Here is a 16,528-nt window from a genome sequence, read left to right on the forward strand (position 1 = left end):
AGTCTATGTACGAGGTTTTCTTCCGCAAGTTCAATGAAAAAATTCAGCTTACTGAAGAGGAAGTGACATTCGTGAAACAATACCTTACTCCTAAAAAACTGCGAAAAAAACAATACCTCTTGCAAGAGGGCGATATATGCAGGAATATTTGCATAGTAGAGAAAGGGGCATTAAGAGCATATATTTTGGACGAACATGGTGAAGAACACATTACGGCCTTCGCTTTAGAAGGCTGGACCATGGGAGACCTGTCCAGCTTTATCAAAGAAGAACCCGCCATGCTCAATATTGATGCATTGGAAGATTGCGAATTGGTGCTTATCAGCAAATCTGCCTACATTGAACTGCTGAAAGTGATGCCGAAGTTCGAAACCTACATTCGCATTCTAATGACTGATGCCTATATGGCACTGCAGAAAAATATGACTAACATGATCAGTCTTTCATTGGAAGAACGCTACAAGGCATTTATACGAATGTACCCCAACATTGTACAACGTGTTCCCCAACATATGATCGCATCCCACATGGGATTGTCCCCGGAAACTTTGAGTCGCCTGAGAAGCCGCTTAAACAGCCGGAAATAATTCTCTTCCTTCAAAACATTGATATATGTCAATGTCCTGCCTTGATCAAAAGCAACGGTATTTCTTGCTTATACGCATTGGAACAAAGTATCCTGTTAGCATAGTTTTGTGCCAGCAAAATAAACGACATGAGCACAAAACAAACTATCGCCATTATAGGAGCAACCGGAAATATGGGTTCAGCTATCGCCAAATCCCTTTCAAAAAGTAATAACAGACTGCTACTTTTTGCCAATCACCAGGACAAAGTAAAGTCTGTGGTCGATGAAATTATAACAGGTAATCCCTCTGCTGAGGTAGAAGCCATTGCTTGTCCGGTTAACGCCTCCTGGGAAGCAGATATCATCATTTTTGCAGTACCTTTTGCAGCAGAAAAAGATCTGGCCAAAGCAATCAATGAAGTTGCGAACCAGAAGATTGTAATCAGCATTTCCAATCCATTGAACGAAACATACAATGGCCTGATAACTGCACCCGACACCAGTGCCGCTGAGGAATTGCAAAAGCTGCTTCCAAACGCAAAAGTGGTAAAAACCTTCAACACCATTTTTGCTGCCAACTTTGCCAGTCCGGTCATTGATGGAAAACAAGTAGATGCCTTTGTTGCCGGCAATGATGAAGCTGCTATGGAAACCGTATCGGAGCTGGTAAAGACAGCCGGACTTAACCCGATAGTTGCCGGTGATTTATCAGTGAGCAGAACCTTAGAGAATATGGCACTACTGTTGATCCGGTTAACCATGAAATATAACTACAATTGGCTGGCAGGCTGGAAAGTTTTACACAATTAATAAAAACCAAACTAAAATTTGCATACATGAAAATCAGAAAATTCATAACCACGCTTTCTTTACTGTTCGGTGTTACATTTATGACCCACGCACAAAGTTCTGTGGATGAAATCGTCAAAGAATACCTTGACACCATGCCCGAATCAGGATACGGTTTCAAGCCCGCACCGGAATTGCGTTCATTTGCAGAGCAGATGTTGCACTTTACGGATGCCACCTATGGATTTGCATCAGCCGCTACCGGAGTCAATAGCCCGATCGGCCAGGGTGAGTCCGAAAAACAGCGGACAAATCCAAGGCAAATGTCACAAAGCTCGTAATGGCCGGCTATGATTTTGTCATTGCCAATACCAGGAAATTGACCCCCGGGCAATTGAATGAAAGCATCAAATTGTTTGGGCAGTTCGACATGACAAAAGCAACTGCACTGGCAAAGGCTTTTGAACACCAGACACACCACAGAGGAGGTTCATCAACACAATTATAATGAAAAACATCACTCCAATAATCATTAGTTGTTTGTTGCTCGGAGCAACGCATTCGCATTCTCAAACAGTCCGATTAGGCCAATATGAATTGGAAGCAGTAAGCGTTTCCCTGGCCCAGGAAAGAGTGAAGGGCAAAAATACAGTGAAGGCAGTTAAGGATTCTGTGGTGAAAGCTGTTGATGAACCCACATTTATAAAAGTAATAGGCACCGATTTTAAAAATGGAATCATTGAAGTGAAGGTGCTAAGCAGATTACTGAAGAATGCGCCGGAATTTGCACGTGGTTTCATAGGAATTGCCTTCCGTATCAACGACAGCAATACAAAGTATGAGAGCATATATGTACGTCCAACCAATGCAAGGGCAGAGGACCAGGTTCGGCGAAATCATACCATTCAATATTATGCATATCCAGATTATAAATTTGATCGCCTGCGGAAAGAAGCACCGGAGCGGTATGAATCCTACACAGATATGACGCTGAACCAGTGGATTACCATGCGGATTGAGGTAAAGGATACACAGGCTAAATTATTCATCAACAAGCACCAGCAACCCTCCCTGGTGGTAAATGACCTGAAGCACGGAGCTGCGCATTCGGGTGCCATAGGATTATGGGTAGACATCGGAACGGAGGGATATTTCACCGACCTGAAGATCATTAAACAGGATTAAAACAGCAGGCGCCAATCCCCGGACCGGTCACTATACGGACGCAGGCGATGCGAAAATATAATATGAAGGAAATTCCTGCTTTTCCCCGGATTTTTATTTCCTTTATGACCCGGATTTTCCAGATTTATAGCAGTAAGTCCGGCTAAAACAATGCGCTACTCATTATATATATTTTTATTATTACTACTAAGTACTGATACGAAATCGCAAAAGATGACACCCGAAGAATATCTTGAAACAGGAAGGTATATCTGGAATACATATGTGCCCAAATCCGGACAGGCTCAGACAGTTCAGGGAGAATTACTGCGTTCCATTGAAAACCTTGCTGATGAAGCGCAACGCAATGGCAACATAAATTTCAACGCAGATTGTCATGGCATACACCTGTCTTATTTAAGGAAATACCTGATGGACGAAAAACTATTCGACAAAAACACCCTTCAGCAAATAAAGCAGGACCTTGACAGACTTTCCAATGAAAAGGATCCCTATCTTAAAGATGATCTATACGACAGATTAAGGGAAAGAATTATTGATTGGTATTTACAGAATAAGACTCCCATCCCGCACAATAAAAACACGAAGCAATACTGCTGAAAGTTGGCATGAAATTTTTCCTGACAACCATACTCACATTATATGCACTGACTTCATCCACATAGTCAGTAAAAGAACCTCACCCTAATTTAGGCACTCTTATTGCCAAAAGTATGGAGGGTGAAACGGCATTCATTCAACAGCGGAAAAACTGTGAAATGTTTTTCAAACTGGTGAAAGATCAGGATGCATATGATAAATTTGTCTGAGGCAGACAAAAGGATCTATGATACATGTGAAGAAGGTCCGGAAACCTATTGGGATATTCTGGGGCCTGGCTGCAGTTGGCAGGAACAACATTTCAAACTGGAACAACCTTTAGGATATGGGGATAGAAGCAATACAAAGCAACTATCTGCCAAACCAGGGTGGGCCCTGCAATTTGAAATTACAGCTGTTTATCCCGGTGCTAAATATGATGATACTGCCATTACAGAAATATACTTTGACGGCATTGATGTCCACTAAAACCTGAAACTCTTGAGACAACTCATTTTATTATACTTTTTATTTTTTTTAATGCCGGAAGCTGAGGCACAAACCACTACACCAGGATATTATATTAACAAACAGGATAACACCATAAAGACCAACATCAGGATTCGCAAAGGGGTATTTGGACAAACCACAAACGACTTCCTACAAGAAGTTGAAGTGATGGACAGTGTAAAAGGATCCAGCAAGTTTAGTCCCGATGATATTAAGAGTTATGGGTTTTCCTATGATGGTAAAAGGTATCTGTTCCTGTCAAAACCAGTAAAAAACGGTTCGAATAAATTCCAGTCCCCCTTATATATTGGTCCCAGGTCCAGCCTGTATTTATATGGCATCAGTAGTTCAGGAGGCGGAACCAATCTTCCCTCACAGCAGGCATTTTATACATTTGAAAAATCTGACGGCAGTTACCTCTTCCTAAGGGATATCTTAAACAATAAATTCAGGAGCCAGGTGAAAGAGTTCTACAAAGACAATAAGGAAGTGCAGGCCATCATTGATACGAAACTTAAGTATTGGTCAGACCTGAAAAAAGACCTCAGGGACATATTAGTGGCAGCCAACAGGGAATGAACATAACGCAAGGCACTGATGCCACTATAATTTGTTCCGGCGCAACGCCAACCATTCTGGCAGGTACAGATGGGCAACAAAACTTCCTTTCTCCCTGTTTTAATAGTTCTTATAACCCTGGGGGCCACTGTTTCGGGACAATCGAAAATGAAGTTGGAGGCCGGTGAGCATGAGTATGTTGCCCAACAGTACCACCCCATCGACATTGTATTCAGTGCCGGAAAACATACCGCAGGAAATCCGTTTGACCTCCGGTTCGGAGCCATCTTTACCGATGACCGCAATACCACCATTACGACACATGGATTCTACAACGGACAAAATGAGTACCTAATAAGGTTCAGTCCGAATCAGACCGGCAAGTATCTGTTCGTAACTTTTTCAACGCAGAAATATTTGTCAGGTTTGAGCGGAACTGTCAATGTTGGCAAAAATATCAATCCAGAAATTCATGGCGCAGTGCAGGTTTCGGCCGAAGCGAAACAGAAATTTAAATACCAGGATTGGCAATCCTATTTTGCCCTTTCCTTTGAACCGGACTGGCATTTGTTCAAAGGGTACCAGTCGCCCTGGAAAGGGCAATCAGCTGTGCTTATAATTAACGGTAAGTAGTACCATAAGAACCTCTGCCCGTGTGAATCCATCTACTCCAACCACCGGTTGATCATATTGTATTTCCCTTCCAGCACGATCTTATAGGTTATTCCGGGCTGTGCATCAAAAGGAATGACTAACTTATTGGCTGTCACTTTTGCTTCGCCGATCAGTTTGTAATCATCTTTCCCGCCGGTTTTGAACTGGTTGGTTTCCGCAATGTGCACTTTCACCATTCCGGTAGTGTCATAACTGTCCCACATCAGTTTGAGCTGTTTGTTCTTAATAGATGCACCTGCATTGGCAATGGAAATTTTCCCCATCAGCGACACACCGTCCCATTCCATTTTCTGGTGAATGGGAGCATCTATTCCCAAATGATTCATCAGCGAAGGCAGTATGTCCACAATACCCGGATTGGCCACCTTAAAATACCTGTTCAGGTTGTTTGCATTGGTAATAATCCAGATGCCCTTTTCACGTGCAGATTGGCCACCGTGATGCTTACCCGAATAAGCATCCCTGCCGTGGTCGGTAGTGATAAAAATCAGCCAGTCTTCGTTGAATTTTTTCTCGCGGTACGTAATGGCATCATACACTTTTCCAATCTGTTTGTCTGCCAGCAAAACTGCTTTGTCGAACTCAGGTGAATCCCCGAACCGATGACTGATATCATCGGTGTACTGCAGATAGACCCAGTTCAGGTCGGGTGCATCCTTTTTAATAACGCGCCGTGCTTCTTCGGCTACAGCTTCGTCTATTTTATGGATATAATCACTGCGTTTGTCGTGCGGGTATCTGATGGTATCCAGTTCCATTCCGTCAAAATGATAATCCAGTTTCAGGTTGCCGGTAGGAGCCAATCCATCGCCCAGCAATTTGGTCCGGTTATCCAGCCAGGTAGAAAATATCGCCAGTTTTTTATCAGGTGCTGCCTGTTTCAGAAAACGGAAAATGGTCCAGTAGTTATAATTGGGCGCTTCAATTCCGTTACCCCAGACATTGTGTTTGTTCACCCAGGTGCCTGTCAGCAGGCTGTTGTAGCCAACGGCTGAAATGGTGGGGGTTTCGGAATAAGCTCCCCTTTCCCCGCCGAGCAAGGCACGGGTGTACCCTCCATCTGCCGCGATTCGTTTCAAGTGCGGAGGATTAAGCCTTTCAATCAGATCAGCCGGAATACCATCTACAATGATAAAAACCGCTTTCTTAATTTTTTCCTGCTGGCCAAAGGAAGGAATGGCAAACAGTGTGGACAGGCAGATGCCGGTTAGGAGTTGTTTCATTCTTTCAATTTCATTAAAACCGGGAAAATCAAGCAAAAATATTTCTTTCGCCACAAAAGAAGGTCCGGACTGTTAAGCAATTATTAAGGAACCGTGACGAAATAATTATCATGATAGAAAAGAAGGTATTTATCTTAGTCCCTCATAAAATTCCCTGATCCCTTTTAATAAAGCCTACATGAAAAAAATCTGTATTGTCTTCAGTTTGCTCTTAGTGAATTTTATCGCCAGGTCGCAGGCCTCACTGGCACCCCTAACCGTAGAAAAAATCATGAAGGATCCCAGATGGATGGGCACCCAGCCATCCAACCTGCAGTGGGGAGCAGATGGAACAACACTTTATTTTGACTGGAACCCCGAAAATGCCCTCGCGGATTCCCTATATTATATAACCATGGATAACAGGGTGCCCAGGAAAGCCACTCCAATGCAAAAGAAAGACCTGCTGCCCGCCAGGAACCTGGTCTATAACCATGCCAGGACGCAGTACCTATATACCAAGGAGGGCGATCTGTATCTGACGGAGGTAAAGACCGCACAGACAAAAAGAATAACCCAAACCGCGAGTCCGGAGAGCAACCCGGTCTTCGCATACAACGATACCAAAGTGGTGTATCAGCAGAATATGGACCTTTTTGCCTGGGACATCAAAACAGGTGAACTACAGCAATTGATCAGTTTCCAGAAAGCGCCGGCTCCTTCAAGGGGTCAGGAAAAGAAAGGAAATACACAGGAAGAATGGCTGAAGAAAGACCAGTTGGAATGGCTGGAAGTGGTGAAAGATAGAAAGCAGAAACAGGATGCTGCAGAAGCCTACACGAAAAGCCTTCCAAAAACCAGGGGAGTTCGCAGTGTATATTATGGCGACAGGCTGGTCAGGAATGCGCAGGTCAGCGCAGATGGGCGTTTCATCTCCTATATCCTGTTTTCTATGGACCAGTCGTCCAAACGGACCATCATACCCAATTATGTAACGGAAAGCGGATTCACCGAAGATATCAATGGACGCACCAAGGTGGGCACCAGCTTCGGCAGCAGTGAACTCTATGTGTACGACAGCCAGAAAGATACCGTGTTCACTATAAAAACAGATTCACTGCCAGGTATAACCGATTTACCGGATTATACCAGGGACTATCCTGCCAAAATAGAAAAGGACGCGAAGAAAAAACCATCGCGCGGGGTGAATGTCAGCAGGATAAGCTGGTCACCCAAGGGGGCCCATTGTGTGGTGGAAATTGTTTCAGCCGATAATAAAGATCGCTGGCTGATGCAGCTGGATGGAGCCAGCGGCAGGCTGTCACTGCTCGACCGGCAGCGCGATGAAGCCTGGATCGGAGGCCCCGGTATCAGCAGTTTCGGCTCCAATTCCGGCTGGATCAATGAAAACGAATTCTGGTACCAGTCGGAAGCAAGTGGCTATTCACATTTGTACAGTTATCATTTTGGTAGCGGGAAAAAGACAACCCTTACCCATGGCAACTGGGAAGTGCAGGGAGTAACGCTGTCGGCTGACCGAAAATATTTTTATCTCACCACCAATGAAGTGCATGCCGGGGAAAAGCATTTTTATAGATTGCCCGTAACCGGTGGCAAAGCGGATCGGCTCACCACCATGGAAGGAGCCAACCAGTCGGTATTATCGCCCAATGAAAAACAGATCGCCTATCTCCACTCCTATTCCAACAAACCATGGGAGTTGTACCTGCAGGACAATAAGGCTGGGGCGAGGCCGCAACAAATTACGGATAAGGCGCAGAGTGAGTTATTCCGATCCTATTCCTGGCGTGATCCTGAGCTGGTGCAGATCCACGCGGCAGATGGCAAACTGGTTCCTGCCAGACTCTATCGGCCGGCGAATCCTGATCCTTCCAAACCGGCTGTGATCTTTGTTCACGGTGCCGGATACCTGCAGAACGCGCACAAGTGGTGGAGCAGTTATTTTCGCGAATACATGTTCCACAACCTGCTGGCCGACCAGGGTTATTTTGTGCTTGATATGGACTACCGGGGTAGCGCCGGATATGGCCGCGACTGGCGTACGGGCATTTACCGCCACATGGGCGGAAAGGATCTGTCGGATCATGTGGATGGCGCCAAATGGCTGGCGGAGAAATATGGAGTGGACCCAAAGCGTATAGGCATCTACGGTGGATCATACGGAGGCTTTATCACACTGATGGGATTGTTTACTTCACCCGGAACCTTTGCGGCAGGTGCGGCGCTCAGGCCCGTTACCGACTGGGCACATTACAATCATGGTTATACGTCGAATATATTAAACAGTCCGGCTGTGGACAGCATTGCCTATCGCAGAAGCTCACCTATCTATTTTGCGGAAGGCCTGAAGGATCATTTGCTGATCTGTCATGGTGTGGTGGATGTGAATGTACATTTCCAGGATGTGGTGCGACTGAACCAGCGCCTGATCGAACTCGGGAAGGACAACTGGCAGGTGGCCATGTATCCGGTGGAAGATCATGGATTTGTGGAACCATCAAGCTGGACGGATGAGTACAAGAGAATCTATCGGTTGTTTGAGGATGTGCTGAAGAAGAAATAATACCATGATTTTGGTGCCGGCTGTATAAAACTTAACCTGGATTAAGTCCTGTCCTTAACCTGTATTATTGGAAAACCTCTGCCTGCTGGTGTAGTTTTGCGGTAATAAAAAAAGGAGAGGTTATGAATAAGAAAATCGATCGCGTCTTTACCCGCCCTGCACAACCCGGAATGGTGGGCGATGGATTCAGGGTATATCATTATTTTCCTGGTGGCATGCTTACACAACGCAGGATCAGTCCCTTTTTGATGCTGGACTTCAACGCCGAATATGACTTTGGAAAGTCTGAGAAAATCAGGGGCGTGGATGTGCATCCGCATAAAGGATTTGAAACTGTTACCATTGCCTACCAGGGCGCCGTGGAGCACCACGACAGCGCGGGCAATCATGGCATCATCTATCCCGGTGATGTGCAATGGATGACAGCTGGTGCAGGTATCCTGCACAAGGAATATCATGAAAGGGAATTCGCGCGCAGGGGCGGACCATTTGAAATGGTTCAGCTCTGGGTCAACCTTCCTGCAAAAAATAAATCAGTGGCTCCGCATTACCAGGAATTGAAAGCGGAGAAGATGGGTAAGTTCAACCTGGAGAATGATGGTGGAACCGTAAATGTTATCGCGGGCAATTTCAATGGGGTAGCGGGTCCGGCCGAAACCTATTCACCCGTGCATCTCTTTGACATCAGGATGAATGCGGGTGGAAACCTATCTACATCTATAGATGCCAGTTATAATACAGCGATCCTGGTGGTGAAGGGTACAGTAAGCATCAACGGCACCCCTGCGCCGGAACACAGCCTGGTATTGCATGGACATGAAGGCACCGATATATCCATCACCGCAGAAAAAGACAGCATCTTGCTGCTGATGAGCGGCGAGCCGATTGAAGAACCCATTGCCAGCTATGGTCCCTTTGTGATGAATACACAGCAGGAGATCTATGAAGCAATAGAAGATTTCCAGGCAGGAAAATTCGGCCATCTTGATTAACCCGTAAAGATTGCGTTATGAAAAAAGGCATCCTGCATATATTATCCGGTCGCAGCAAACAGATCACGCCGGAGGAATCGGTGCTGCAACCCCTGCCCCATAAGGATTTCCGGTTTGCCAATCCGATAATTGTGATCCATCATATTGGTCCTTTGAAGATTAATGCCGGCGCTGCATCCCGTATCCATCCCCACCCCCACCGTGGGTTTGCACCGGTAACTTTTTTGTTGCAGGGTGAAGCATATCATCGCGACAGTATGGGAAACGAAGGGTTCATGAAAGCAGGTGATGTGCAATGGATGTTTGCGGGCAAGGGTATCCTGCACAGCGAAGGTCCAACGAAAGAGTTATTGGCGGGAGGTGGCGATTATGAGTTGATCCAGATATGGGTCAATGTACCGGCTCGGCACAAATGGGATGACCCCTATTATAAACAGGCAGGCAGGGAAGAGATGCCGCTGGTTTCTGAAGAGCCCGGTGTTGATCTGCGTCTCGCGAGCGGTGAGTATGAGGGACTGAAAGGGCCACTGGAGAGTTTCACTCCGGTTGTTTCAATAGTGGGGAGCGTGGCGAAAGGCAGCAGGTACCAGTTCACCGCCAAGGCGGGATACTGGACCTTGCTTTATGTGGCCTCGGGTAGCATAGCGGTGGACCAGGAACTCATCGGGCCGCAACAACTGGTGGTATTTGAAAAAGGCAATGAGGAAATTCAAATTAGCGCGTCGGAAGATGCACGGTTGCTGTACCTGTCTGCCAAGCCCATCGAAGAACCCATTGCTGCGAAGGATAATTTTGTAATGAACACAGAGGCAGAGGTTAACCAGGCGATGGAGGATTATCAGAAAGGCTTGTTTGGGGAGCTACTTTTTTAACGCCGGCTGGCTCATCATTTTGCTGAAAAATTCTGGTGTAACACCAATATAGGAAGCAATCTGTTTCTGTGGCAACTGGTCGATCAGTGAGGGATACAACTGGCAAAACGCAGCATAGCGATCACGTGCGGGCATACTTAGGTGATTCAGCAAGCGCGACTGATAAGCAGCCAGTGAATTCTCTGCCAGCACCCTGAAATAGGTTTCGAATATTGGGTGTTTGGTGTAGAGTTCCTGCATGGAAGACCAGCGCAGTTGGAACACCGTACTGTTCTCCAGTGCATCAATATAAAGTCTGCCAGCTTGTTGCTTTAGTATGCTGCCCATATCGCCGACCCACCATCCCGGCGGAGCAAACTGGATCACATGCTCCACCCCGGTTTTATCCACTGCAAAGAGTCGCAGCAAACCTGTATCAACAAAATTCGAGTAGTAGCTGATATCCCCTTCATAGATCAGCACATCCTTTTTTCTCAGTTTTTTCACCTGGACAAGGGAAAGCAGCTCAGCTTTTGCCTCTTCGGTTAATGTGACCAGTTTTTCAATATGCTGTATAAGGCTGTTCGGTTCCATCACGGCGACACTTGAGGCAGCAATTTCGGAAATAAATCCCATCATCCTATCCTTCGCACCAGTTTGTCAACCGCTTCCCGGTAAGTTTCACCAATGGGCAATTCGATATCGTTCAGGAAGAGGCTTGATTTCCGCACCGCAGTGATGCTTTCAATGGATACAATATAGGACTTGTGAATGCGGATAAAACGCGAAGACGGCAGCTCAGGTTCCAGTGTTTTCAGGCTGATCCTGAACAGCAACGTTTTCGTTTGTGCCTTCAGGTGAATTTTCACATAGTCGCGCAACCCCTCCATCCAGGTGATATCATTGAACAAGATTTTAACCTGGCTGTAATCAGCACTCAGGAAGATGAAATCTTTCGCCGGCTGTGGGAGGCCCGTTCCTTTGGAAGCTTTTAATTCATACATTTCTTTTGCCCGGTTACAGGCTTTTATAAAACGATCCAGCGATACGGGTTTCACCAGGTAATCCACCACCGCCAGGTTATAACTCTCCAGGGCATATTCCTTGTACGCTGTAATGAAGATCACCAGCGGTTTCTGCTCCAGGCTGCCGATCAATTGAAGGCCGGTTAACCCCGGCATCTGGATGTCTACGAAAACCAGGTCAACATGTTGTTCGCCCAGGATTTTCATTGCATCAAAAGCATTTCTGCAGGATGCCACCAGTTCGAGGTAGGGAACCTTGCTGATATTATCTTCCAGCAGCTTCAATGCCAGGGGTTCGTCGTCTATGGCTATACATTTTATCATCAGGAGACCTCCAGTTTCAATTGAATAGTAAACCAGCCATCCTGGTTGTTGATGTTCAGTTCGTGTTTGCCAGGATATAGCAGTTTCAATCTCCTTTTTACATTTGACAGACCGATGCCGGAGGTTTTATCCTTCACAGCAGGGGCTGATTCGAACCGGTTCCTGACGGTAAAGTACAACTTGTTGTTGTCAACGGACAGACGCAGGGATATATCCGGACCCGGCATCATTCCACCCCCATGCTTAAACGCATTTTCCACAAAAGGGATCAGCAACATGGGCTCAATGCTGTGCCAGTTTTCCCTGATATCGAATTGTGCATCGAAATGAAGTTCTTCGCCGAATCTTTGCTTTTGAAGATCGATATAGTCGTGCATGTATTCCACTTCCTGCACAATCGGCACTTTTTCCTCATCGGTTTCGTACAGCATGTAACGCATGAGGGAAGAGAGTTTCAGGATGGTAGGTTCCAGTTCATCACTTTTGATGCGCGCAAGGGCGGCTATATTATTCAGCACATTAAAAAGAAAATGCGGACTGATCTGCGACCGGAGAAAAGCAAGTTCTGTTTTCAGGTTTTCACTTTGCCTTTCCTTTTCCAGCTTTTCAGTCTCCATGCGATCGGAAATGGTTTTATAGGTAGCACTCAGCGCAATGGTGAACAGGAAGGGCAGGATATTATGATAGGCCGCAACCCAGAAATGAATGGTATTGGGCCGGTACATCAGGTAAAATAAAGCAACATGGATACCCATGAGGCCAATGAAAATAAGCAGGAGAAAAGCTACATACCTGAGGAATCTGCGGCTGTAAAAAAATGCAGGAATCAGTACGAACGCATTTAAATAGAATATTAAAACCCAGAACAGGTCCGTAAGGGTATCAAAGGTTTGAAATTCATCCCTTTTAATACCTCCTACGGGTCTCTTTCCATGAGAGTCCGCAAAAATATATGGCACTACAAAGATGATGGCCCAGGCCAGCAGGTGCAGCAGCCATTTGTATTTTACGTTGGTAAAGAAAAATTTTTTCATACCATTTTACATTAACATCAGCAGGATCGCCGCCACTGCACCGGTTACCGCCAGGTACACGCCACTGCTGAATAATTTTGTTCCCGGTTTGAACATCCAGAAAGAGGATATTGCCATGAAAAACATCAATATACCAAATACCAATGTAAAATAGTGTCGCAATGATTTACTGGGAGTTTTGTGAAGATCCACAAAGGGAGTAATCCAACTGTACAATTCTTTGGTGGTATAGCTGGCGAGTCCGCTGCCCTGGTCATAACTGCCTTCCTGGAAATACATTTTGCCACCTTCCGATTTGGTAACCCGAAAGTTCCTGAGCTTGAGTTCTGCACCCAGCGCAGCTTCCGACAGGGCCGGCGCCAGTTGTTTCTCGTGCTGAATTTCCTGCTTCAGCCAATCGGTATCGCGGTAGGTTTGAACCACTCCGCTGAGACTGTAAATAACAAGTAGTCCCACGATAAAGAACCCGATCTTGTTGTGAAGATAGCGCATGTACCAGCGCAGGTTTTTCCTGTTTGGTTTAGTTTCCTGTTTCATGATTGGTTATTTAATTGTGTTTGATTCTTTTTTGTTCTTCTGTTGGTTGTGCCCGCTGCCACCTGGCCGATGGGAAGCGACAGCGCCAGTCCTTCATCGCGATTGCGGGTGGAATAGAATCCTGACACCTAAGCCGGCCATCCCTTGCCAAAGCTGAACTGGTTGTTGACATTGAGTTCCAGGGTCCACTGGCAGACGCGGAGCGGAAAACAGTTCACTTCGCATCATAGCTGTTCCTGAAAAGATTGGCAAAAAAGATGCAGGTGTACCTGCGGGTAACTGGTATGGTGGCGCTTTCGGGGAGGCCGGCATTATAGCGTGTACCAATATTCCCGGTGCTGAATTTTTCATACTGAAAGTTTAATTCAGTACAAACATAAACTGGCAAACGACCCCTGTAATTTGACCTGATGCAAACCGGTGAAAGTTTGCTGCGAACCCCCCATTTTCAGGTTCGTTACCTGTAAAACTGCCGGAAATGTTGCTTTTTAAACAGGGAAATCCCCGCAGGCAATGGCAGCACCGAGCGCGCTGGCCTGCGAAATATTCATAGAAAGCACCCCGACTGCTTCCAGTTTATCCTGCAATAAGCGCATGAAAATCGGGTTTCGGCTGAACCCACCATCAACAAATAATTGCTGCACGGCTGCATTGCGTAACACCAGTTGGCTGGAGTAACACTGTAATTCTACCAGGTCGAGCATCAACTGGTGATAGGCTACAGTGGCATTCGCATAGTCGTGCAGGTTACGCGATATAAATCGCAGTGATTCTATCAGCGGAACATTTTGCTGTATCTGTAAGGGTGTAGTAACCGCGCTGCGAAGGGAGTGAATAATATCAGCATCGTATGCTGTCGACTGAAGCGCTATGGGATCAACACCGAAAAAATCTACCATCCTCGCTACCTGCTTTTCATGTTCATGTCCGGCAAATAAGCGGGAAGCTTTTACCGGCTGACCCTTAAAACCCAGGTAACATAGACAATCGGCCTGAAGTTCTGCTGCAGATAGAGGCTCTGCATTAAAAGGATTTAAAGTGATGCACCAGGTGCCGGTGGACAATAATGCAAATGGCTCGCTGAAACGTTTTATGTAGGGGACCAGCGCAGCAGAACTATCGTGCATGCCTATCCCACAGAGAAATTTGTGGCCCTTATAGGAAACTAGTTCCGTATGGGTAGAATCTTTGACGGGTGCCAGTTTTTGATCAATGCCCTCTGTCTTCACCCAATGGTGGTAATCCATTTTAGCATAGTTCCAGAGACCGGTATGGCAGCCGATGCTGGTTATATCGGAATAAGGTTTTCCGGTCAACAGGAAGGAAAAATATTGCGGCAGGTGAAGGGCAAACTGCACACGCCTGAAAAGTTCCGGCTTTTCCATTTTTATCCGGTACAACTGCAAGCCGGAATTCAGGTTACCCAAAACCGGCGAGGCCGTTTCGAGCGACCAGGTTTCTTCGCCGCCGTATTGCTGATAAAATTTATCGAACAGTTCCTGCGGATAGGGCTTAAGATAATTGTACAGGGGCGTTATGGGTTTGCCCTGTTCATTTACATTAACAAAGCTGGCGCCATAAGCGGAGAAATTGACGGCTTTCAATTCAAATGCCGGATCCGCCAACAGTTCATCCAGGCATAAAAAGATCCAGTGGGTGATTGACTGCAGGTCATCGCAGGGAAATCCATCTTCATCGGTGATCTCTTCAATACGGATTGCCATTTCTTTCACCACCTGGTAATGTGCATCAAAGAGCAGCAGTTTCTTATTGGTCTTACCGATATCAAAAACAGCAATAACAGGTATGGCAGTCATGGTAAAAGTTTACAATCCGGTGGCGATCGCTTTTTCTCCCCTGGCCTTAATCAATTGCTGGCGCAATTCCTGTTCGCGAAACAATTGCAGGGGCTGTAAGGCTCCACCAGCGCGCATCCTGGCTTCTGCCACAAGTGGGCGAAGGTCTGTGCGGTAGGCAGCCTGCAGAATTTCCTGGCAGCGCACCACATCATTGTTTTCCTGTGCTTTTTGCAATGCCGGTGTATCCACGATCAGCGCCTGCGCATAGGCAAGCTGGATAGCTTCCACCGATTGCAGCAGGTCTTCCAGCGGATCTTTGACGTTGTGCGAAGCATCGATCATCCAACCCAGGTCTTTGGCGTGGTTCATGCCGCGTGCATTCATCCCTTCCACCAGTTCATTGAAGATTAGAAAAAGCTGGTAGGGATTGATACTTCCAACAGTTAAATCATCATCACCGTATTTGGAATCGTTGAAATGGAAGCCCGCCAATTTACCTTCCATCAGCAGTAGTGATACAATCTGTTCTATATTGGCATTGGGCAGGTGATGTCCGAGATCCACCAGGGTAAATGCCTTGGGACCGAGTTTATTGGCGAAGAGCAGCGACTGTCCCCAGTCGCCCACCGTCATGCTGTAAAAATTTGGTTCAAAGGCCTTGTACTCCACAAACATTTTCCAGTTGTCGGGAAGCGCTCCATAGATTTCCTGCAGGCTTTCCAGTGTGCGCTGAAAGGCTTTACGAAAATTCAGTTGCCCGGGGAAACAGGACCCATCGGATAACCAAACGGTGAGGGATTCCGATCCGAGTTCAATTCCATGTTTTATCACTTCAATATTATGATCAATGGCCTGCTGTCTGACGGTCTTGTCTACGTGCTGTAATGATCCGAATTTATAACTATAGTTCTGGCCGGGCTGATCCTGGAAGGTATTGGAATTCACTGCGTCAAAACGCAGGTCATACTGGTTGGCCAGGGCCCTGATATGTTTCGGGTTCTCAGGGATATCCCAGGGGATATGCAGCGAGATGGCGCCGCTGCTGCGGTTGAGCTGGTGCAGCAGGGCCACGTCTTCCATTTTCTCTTCCAGGTTACGGGGTTCACCACCGCCGGAAAAGCGACCGAAACGGGTGCCGCCTGTACCCAGGGCCCAGCTCGGGATGGCTACCTGGAAGGCAGACAGCAGGGAGATGATTCCTTCTGTATGTGGCAATTCATTTTGCAGTCCTGCCAGTTTTAGCTGGTGCGTTTTGAGGGCTGATTCATTGTGCTGGTCAATCAGTGATCTATTCAATAGCATAACAATCGTTTTGG

Annotated in this window: 19 protein-coding genes; 11 read left to right on the forward strand and 8 right to left on the reverse strand. The window is 46.4% G+C overall.

Annotation, left to right across the window (positions count from 1 at the left end; all coding sequences use genetic code 11):
- The first annotated feature begins 5 nt into the window (after positions 1–5).
- From BC349_RS12675 to BC349_RS12710, 8 genes are all read left to right on the forward strand, one after another.
- Positions 6–587 carry a Crp/Fnr family transcriptional regulator gene (locus BC349_RS12675; RefSeq protein ID WP_187257138.1) on the forward strand — a complete coding sequence of 194 codons (582 nt, stop codon included), beginning with the start codon at positions 6–8 and terminating at the stop codon, positions 585–587.
- Positions 588–715: 128 nt separating this feature from the next.
- Positions 716–1,378, forward strand: coding sequence for an NADPH-dependent F420 reductase (locus BC349_RS12680; protein ID WP_187257139.1), 663 nt, complete (start codon positions 716–718; stop codon positions 1,376–1,378).
- A gap of 26 nt (positions 1,379–1,404) precedes the next feature.
- Positions 1,405–1,698 carry a hypothetical protein gene (locus tag BC349_RS19860; protein WP_222840169.1) on the forward strand — a complete coding sequence of 98 codons (294 nt, stop codon included), beginning with the start codon at positions 1,405–1,407 and terminating at the stop codon, positions 1,696–1,698.
- A gap of 256 nt (positions 1,699–1,954) precedes the next feature.
- Entirely contained in the window at positions 1,955–2,542 is a 588-nt protein-coding gene (locus tag BC349_RS12690; RefSeq protein ID WP_222840170.1) for a hypothetical protein, read from the forward strand.
- A 213-nt stretch (positions 2,543–2,755) separates the two neighbouring features.
- Positions 2,756–3,142 carry a hypothetical protein gene (locus BC349_RS12695; protein ID WP_187257141.1) on the forward strand — a complete coding sequence of 129 codons (387 nt, stop codon included), beginning with the start codon at positions 2,756–2,758 and terminating at the stop codon, positions 3,140–3,142.
- 192 nt (positions 3,143–3,334) lie between these two features.
- Complete coding sequence (locus BC349_RS12700) at positions 3,335–3,610, forward strand: hypothetical protein (protein WP_187257142.1); 276 nt, start codon at positions 3,335–3,337, stop codon at positions 3,608–3,610.
- A 51-nt stretch (positions 3,611–3,661) separates the two neighbouring features.
- Entirely contained in the window at positions 3,662–4,210 is a 549-nt protein-coding gene (locus BC349_RS12705; protein WP_187257143.1) for a hypothetical protein, read from the forward strand.
- A 69-nt stretch (positions 4,211–4,279) separates the two neighbouring features.
- The gene (locus BC349_RS12710) at positions 4,280–4,822 is read left to right on the forward strand and encodes a DUF5060 domain-containing protein (RefSeq protein ID WP_187257144.1); all 543 of its coding nucleotides are present in this window, start codon (positions 4,280–4,282) and stop codon (positions 4,820–4,822) included.
- Positions 4,823–4,854: 32 nt separating this feature from the next.
- Here BC349_RS12710 and BC349_RS12715 read toward each other — a convergent pair whose 3' ends face one another.
- Positions 4,855–6,087: an alkaline phosphatase family protein gene (locus BC349_RS12715; RefSeq protein WP_187257145.1), complete on the reverse strand. Its 1,233-nt coding sequence runs from the start codon at positions 6,085–6,087 to the stop codon at positions 4,855–4,857.
- Between the two features lie 178 nt (positions 6,088–6,265).
- Between BC349_RS12715 and BC349_RS12720 the strand changes: the two genes are divergently transcribed.
- The 3 genes from BC349_RS12720 (at position 6,266) to BC349_RS12730 (ending at position 10,514) form a co-directional block, all read left to right on the forward strand.
- Positions 6,266–8,650 carry a S9 family peptidase gene (locus BC349_RS12720; RefSeq protein WP_187257146.1) on the forward strand — a complete coding sequence of 795 codons (2,385 nt, stop codon included), beginning with the start codon at positions 6,266–6,268 and terminating at the stop codon, positions 8,648–8,650.
- Positions 8,651–8,772: 122 nt separating this feature from the next.
- Positions 8,773–9,642: a pirin family protein gene (locus BC349_RS12725; protein ID WP_187257147.1), complete on the forward strand. Its 870-nt coding sequence runs from the start codon at positions 8,773–8,775 to the stop codon at positions 9,640–9,642.
- Positions 9,643–9,659: 17 nt separating this feature from the next.
- Positions 9,660–10,514, forward strand: coding sequence for a pirin family protein (locus BC349_RS12730; RefSeq protein WP_187257148.1), 855 nt, complete (start codon positions 9,660–9,662; stop codon positions 10,512–10,514).
- On the opposite strand, the gene BC349_RS12735 is transcribed toward BC349_RS12730, so the two are convergent.
- The 7 genes from BC349_RS12735 to BC349_RS12765 form a co-directional block, all read right to left on the reverse strand.
- On the reverse strand, positions 10,503–11,132 hold the full coding sequence (locus BC349_RS12735) for a Crp/Fnr family transcriptional regulator (RefSeq protein WP_187257149.1): 630 nt from the start codon (positions 11,130–11,132) through the stop codon (positions 10,503–10,505). The two genes, BC349_RS12730 and BC349_RS12735, sit on opposite strands and share 12 nt — an antisense overlap.
- Complete coding sequence (locus tag BC349_RS12740; protein ID WP_187257150.1) at positions 11,129–11,842, reverse strand: LytR/AlgR family response regulator transcription factor; 714 nt, start codon at positions 11,840–11,842, stop codon at positions 11,129–11,131. Before BC349_RS12740 ends, BC349_RS12735 begins: the two co-directional genes overlap by 4 nt.
- Positions 11,842–12,876: a sensor histidine kinase gene (locus BC349_RS12745; RefSeq protein ID WP_187257151.1), complete on the reverse strand. Its 1,035-nt coding sequence runs from the start codon at positions 12,874–12,876 to the stop codon at positions 11,842–11,844. Before BC349_RS12745 ends, BC349_RS12740 begins: the two co-directional genes overlap by 1 nt.
- A 6-nt stretch (positions 12,877–12,882) precedes the next feature.
- Positions 12,883–13,413, reverse strand: coding sequence for a hypothetical protein (locus tag BC349_RS12750; protein ID WP_187257152.1), 531 nt, complete (start codon positions 13,411–13,413; stop codon positions 12,883–12,885).
- Between the two features lie 214 nt (positions 13,414–13,627).
- Positions 13,628–13,801: a hypothetical protein gene (locus BC349_RS12755; protein ID WP_187257153.1), complete on the reverse strand. Its 174-nt coding sequence runs from the start codon at positions 13,799–13,801 to the stop codon at positions 13,628–13,630.
- A 100-nt stretch (positions 13,802–13,901) separates the two neighbouring features.
- Positions 13,902–15,230, reverse strand: a complete 1,329-nt coding sequence (locus BC349_RS12760; protein ID WP_187257154.1) for an FGGY-family carbohydrate kinase — start codon at positions 15,228–15,230, stop codon at positions 13,902–13,904.
- Positions 15,231–15,239: 9 nt separating this feature from the next.
- Positions 15,240–16,514, reverse strand: coding sequence for a sugar isomerase (locus BC349_RS12765; RefSeq protein WP_187257155.1), 1,275 nt, complete (start codon positions 16,512–16,514; stop codon positions 15,240–15,242).
- Between the last annotated feature and the right edge of the window lie 14 nt (positions 16,515–16,528).

Origin of the sequence: Flavihumibacter stibioxidans (assembly GCF_014332695.1) — a bacterium.
Taxonomy (GTDB): domain Bacteria; phylum Bacteroidota; class Bacteroidia; order Chitinophagales; family Chitinophagaceae; genus Flavihumibacter; species Flavihumibacter stibioxidans.